Here is a 3,774-nt window from a genome sequence, read left to right as displayed (position 1 = left end):
TTGGCGTACCGGGTGGTCCACTCGTACGTCTTGGGGAGCTCCATGAGCCCCTCCTCGGTGACGGCCTTCGGCAGGGCCTCCTCGCGGATGACGAAGCCGAAGCCGTCGCGCTGCGCCCAGGCGCCGGTGAGCAGTCCGGCCGTCAGGGCGGTGGCGAAGACCGCGCGCAGCAGGCGCCTGCCGCCCTCGACGGCCGCGATGGCGGCGGCGATCTGCGCGGGCATGACGACGGCGGGCTCGGCCCGGCCCCAGGAGTACTTCCCGGTCGCGGCGCCCGCGAGGACCATCGCGAGACCGAGCGCGAACCAGATCACCAGCGGGTCGCGGCGGTCGCGGACGAACCGCAGGACCAGGGCGACGAGACCGATGGCGGCCAGGCAGTAGCGCGGCCAGAGCTCCTTGTAGAGGTTCTGGTGGATCTCCTCCAGGCCCCCGATGCCGAAGAGGGAGAAGAAGGAGTAGTACGGCCAGATCACCAGGACCAGCAGGCCGGCGGCGACGGCCCCGCCCAGCTTCAGCCAGGTGGCCTTCACGGGCCAGGGGCGGGCCGAGACCAGCACGCCGACGGCGCCGAGGGTGATGACCACGCCGGAGAACTGGTGGCTCAGCATCAGCACGGCCCACAGCACGCCGAGGCCCAGGTAGGCCGCCCAGCCGGTGGCCGTGCCCGCGCGCAGGGCGCGGGTCAGCAGCGTCAGGAAGACGAGGCCGAGGCCCAGGGTGACGGTGCTGGGGTAGGCGATGACCAGGGCCAGCGAGGTGAAGCCCAGGTACCCGCTCCAGGCGATGGTGTCGACGCCCCAGAGGAAGAAGAGGCTCAGCACGGCGAGCGGCGGGGCCGCCCGGTGGGCGCTGATGGTGCGGGTGAAGATCCAGACGCCGAGGATCAGCAGGGCCAGGCCGATGTACGCGCCGAGCCGCAGCGCGTTGAAGGTGTTCAGCCCGGTGGCCTTCGCCACGAGGGTCAGGAACACCATCCACGGGGAGTAGTAGGGGCTCTCCGTGTCGGCGTCGACCATCGGGTTGCCCGGGTCGAGCAGGCTGTGGCGCAGCCGGTGGATCGTGGCCGCGTGCACACCGAGGTCACCGGCCCAGGGCAGGCGGACGACGACGAAGACCAGGACGGCGGTGACGAGCAGCACGGCGCCGTTCGCGACGCCCGCCACGCGGTCCTCCAGGGACCGCCCGCGGGACGGGGCGGGCGTCTCGGCGGCGGCCGCCCCGGCGTGTCCGCGGGACCGCTCCGCGGCCGGCGAACCGGCCGCGTCGAGGTCCCCTCGTATGGCGTCGACGCTCACTTACGGCCCCGGGCGCGCGCACGGAGCTTCCAGGGCATGGCGATGGACTCGAGCTGGACGGCGAGGTTCATCTTGGACTCGCCGACGGTCCGGTCCTCGAAGTGGATGGGGACCTCCATGACCTGGAAGCCCTTGCGGAGCGCCGCGTACTTCATCTCGACCTGGAAGCTGTAGCCGGCGCTGCCGACGGAGGAGAGGTCGATGGCGCGGAGCGCGTCGGCGCTCCACAGGTTGAAGCCGCCGGTGATGTCGCGCACGCGGGTGCCGAGGATGGTGCTGGCGTAGGCGTTGGCCCAGCGGGAGAGGAGCTTGCGGTGGGCGCCCCAGGCGTCGGAGAGGGTGCCGCCGGGGACGTACCGGCTGCCGACGACGAGACCGGCGTCGGTGGCGAGGGCCACACCGAGCATCTCGGCGATCTTGCCCTCGGGGTGGGAGCCGTCGGCGTCCATCTGCAGGACGTAGTGCGCGCCGTCCTCGACGGCCTTGGTCATGCCCGCCGTGTAGGCGCGGCCGAGGCCGTCCTTCGCGGTGCGGTGCAGGACCGACATGCGCGGGGAGCCGTCCTCGGCGTGGTACTTCTGCGCGAGCTCCTCGGCTATCTGCCCGGTGCCGTCCGGGGAGGAGTCGTCGACGATGAGGAGCCGCAGCCCGGGTATCTCCAGGTCCATCAGCAGCTCGGTCATGCGGGGCACGTTTCCGGCCTCGTTGTACGTGGGCATGACCACGGTCAGCGGGGTCCGGCCCCACGTGTCGGGAAGGGTGGCCGTACGAGCGGTCGCGACGTCATCCGCACCGGGGGTCTGGTACACACCTGTCACTGGATTGCTGCCTCACTGACGACTGAAGGGTGGAGATCCGGGTGGGGCGGGTCCTGCCGGACCGGGGCCCCGAACGGCCCGGTGGGCCGCTGCGGGCCCGGGTTCCCCGTGGCCCCGATGGCCCGGGACTTCCTCCGGACCGTGCGGGTCCGGGTCTTCCTCCGGACCAAGGAGATCCGGGTCTTCCGCCGGACCGGGGTCCGGGTCTTCCGCCGGACCGTGGAGGTCCGGGTCCTGCTGGCCCCGCCGGTCCCCGGGCTCCGGGGCTCCCCCGGAACCGGTCGGGTCCGGGGGACGGGCGCACGGTGGTACGGCCGGTCAGCGGTCCGAGGAGAAGCGGAGCGCGGCGTCGGGCAGTTCTGCCTCGCACCACACCCGCGCACCGGCGCGTACCTCGTTGTCCGCGCCGACGCGGGCGCCGTCACCGACGACGGCACCGTCCACGACGGTGCGCTCGCCCACGACGGAACGCGCGCCGATGAGGCTCGCGCTCACCTGGGCGTCGGCCCGGACGGTGGCCCCGTCGAGCACGATGGAGCCCTTCACGACGGCGCCGGCCTCGATCCGGGCGCCGGCCCCTACCACAGTACCGTCAAAAAGCTTGGCCCCGGGAGCCACCTGGGCCCCGGGAAGCACGAGGGATTCGCCACGCGGGCCGGGCACGGCCGGGGAGGCGACGACGCCGCGGACGAGGTCGGCGGAGGCCTGGACGAAGGACTCGGGCTTGCCCAGGTCCAGCCAGTAGGTGTCCTCGGTCTTGCCGTAGAGCTTGGCACCGGACCGCAGGAGGCCGGGGAAGGTCTCGCGCTCGACGGAGACCGGCCGTCCCTCGGGGATGGCGTCGATCACGGAGCGGCGGAAGACGTAGCAGCCGGCGTTGATCTGGTCGGTGACGATCTCCTCGGGCGTCTGCGGCTTCTCGGTGAAGGCCAGCACCCGCCCCTCGGAGTCGGTGGGGACCAGACCGAAGGCCCGGGGGTCGGAGACCCGCACGAGGTGGAGCGAGACGTCGGCCCCGGCGGCCTCGTGCGACTCGACGAGGCCGCGGATGTCCAGGCCGGTGAGGATGTCGCCGTTGAACACGAGGACCGGCTCGTCGGGCCCGCCGGTGAGGCGGCGCGCGGCGTTCCGGATGGCGCCGCCGGTGCCGAGCGGCTCGTCCTCGACGACGTACTCGAGGTGGACGCCGAAGTCGGAGCCGTCACCGAAGTACGGCTCGAAGACCTCGGCCAGGTAGCAGGTCGCCATGACGATGTGGGTCACACCCGCGTCCGCGGCCCTGGCTATCTGATGGGCCAGAAACGGCACACCTGCGGCCGGAACCATCGGCTTGGGGGTGTTCACCGTGACGGGCCGCAGGCGCGTCCCCTGCCCGCCGACCAGCAGCACCGCTTCCGTCATTGTCTTCCCTAACACGATCGGGTGTACGAAGCGCTAAATCTAGCCCAACCGCGAGTCGCCGCGGACCGGAGGCGAGCACTGCTGATCGCCTCCGGTACCACTTCTGTTCGTTGTTCGGCCGGCCCGTGATTACGGGAGGTTGCGGGCCATCACGATGCGCTGAACCTGGTTGGTGCCTTCGTAGATCTGGGTGATCTTGGCGTCGCGCATCATGCGCTCGACGGGGTAGTCGCGGGTGTAGCCGTAGCCGCCCAGGA

General features: G+C 71.9%; 4 protein-coding genes. All 4 read right to left on the bottom strand.

What is annotated here, in order from left to right:
• The coding region (locus RIF68_RS30535; protein WP_309054511.1) for a hypothetical protein at positions 1-1,298 on the bottom strand (1,298 nt) is incomplete at its 3' end.
• Complete coding sequence (locus RIF68_RS30530) at positions 1,295-2,107, bottom strand: polyprenol monophosphomannose synthase (protein WP_375165122.1); 813 nt, start codon at positions 2,105-2,107, stop codon at positions 1,295-1,297. The genes RIF68_RS30530 and RIF68_RS30535, both read right to left, overlap by 4 nt.
• Positions 2,108-2,434: 327 nt before the next feature.
• Positions 2,435-3,517 (bottom strand): NDP-sugar synthase, encoded by a 1,083-nt coding sequence (locus RIF68_RS30525; RefSeq protein WP_309054510.1) that lies wholly within the window; start codon positions 3,515-3,517, stop codon positions 2,435-2,437.
• 129 nt (positions 3,518-3,646) lie between these two features.
• A partial coding sequence (locus tag RIF68_RS30520) for an acyl-CoA dehydrogenase family protein (protein ID WP_262986058.1) occupies positions 3,647-3,774 on the bottom strand: 128 nt, incomplete at its 5' end.

The sequence above is a fragment of the Streptomyces sp. genome (genome assembly GCF_031178505.1).
Taxonomy (GTDB): domain Bacteria; phylum Actinomycetota; class Actinomycetes; order Streptomycetales; family Streptomycetaceae; genus Streptomyces; species Streptomyces gulbargensis.
Note: the sequence above shows the minus strand (reverse complement) of the source record. Positions and strands in the feature narration are given on the sequence as shown.

Bases quoted from the DNA above. Each gene is read 5' to 3' on its own strand.
- RIF68_RS30525 (WP_309054510.1), bottom strand. From the start codon at position 3,517: ATGACGGAAGCGGTGCTGCTGGTCGGCGGGCAGGGGACGCGCCTGCGG.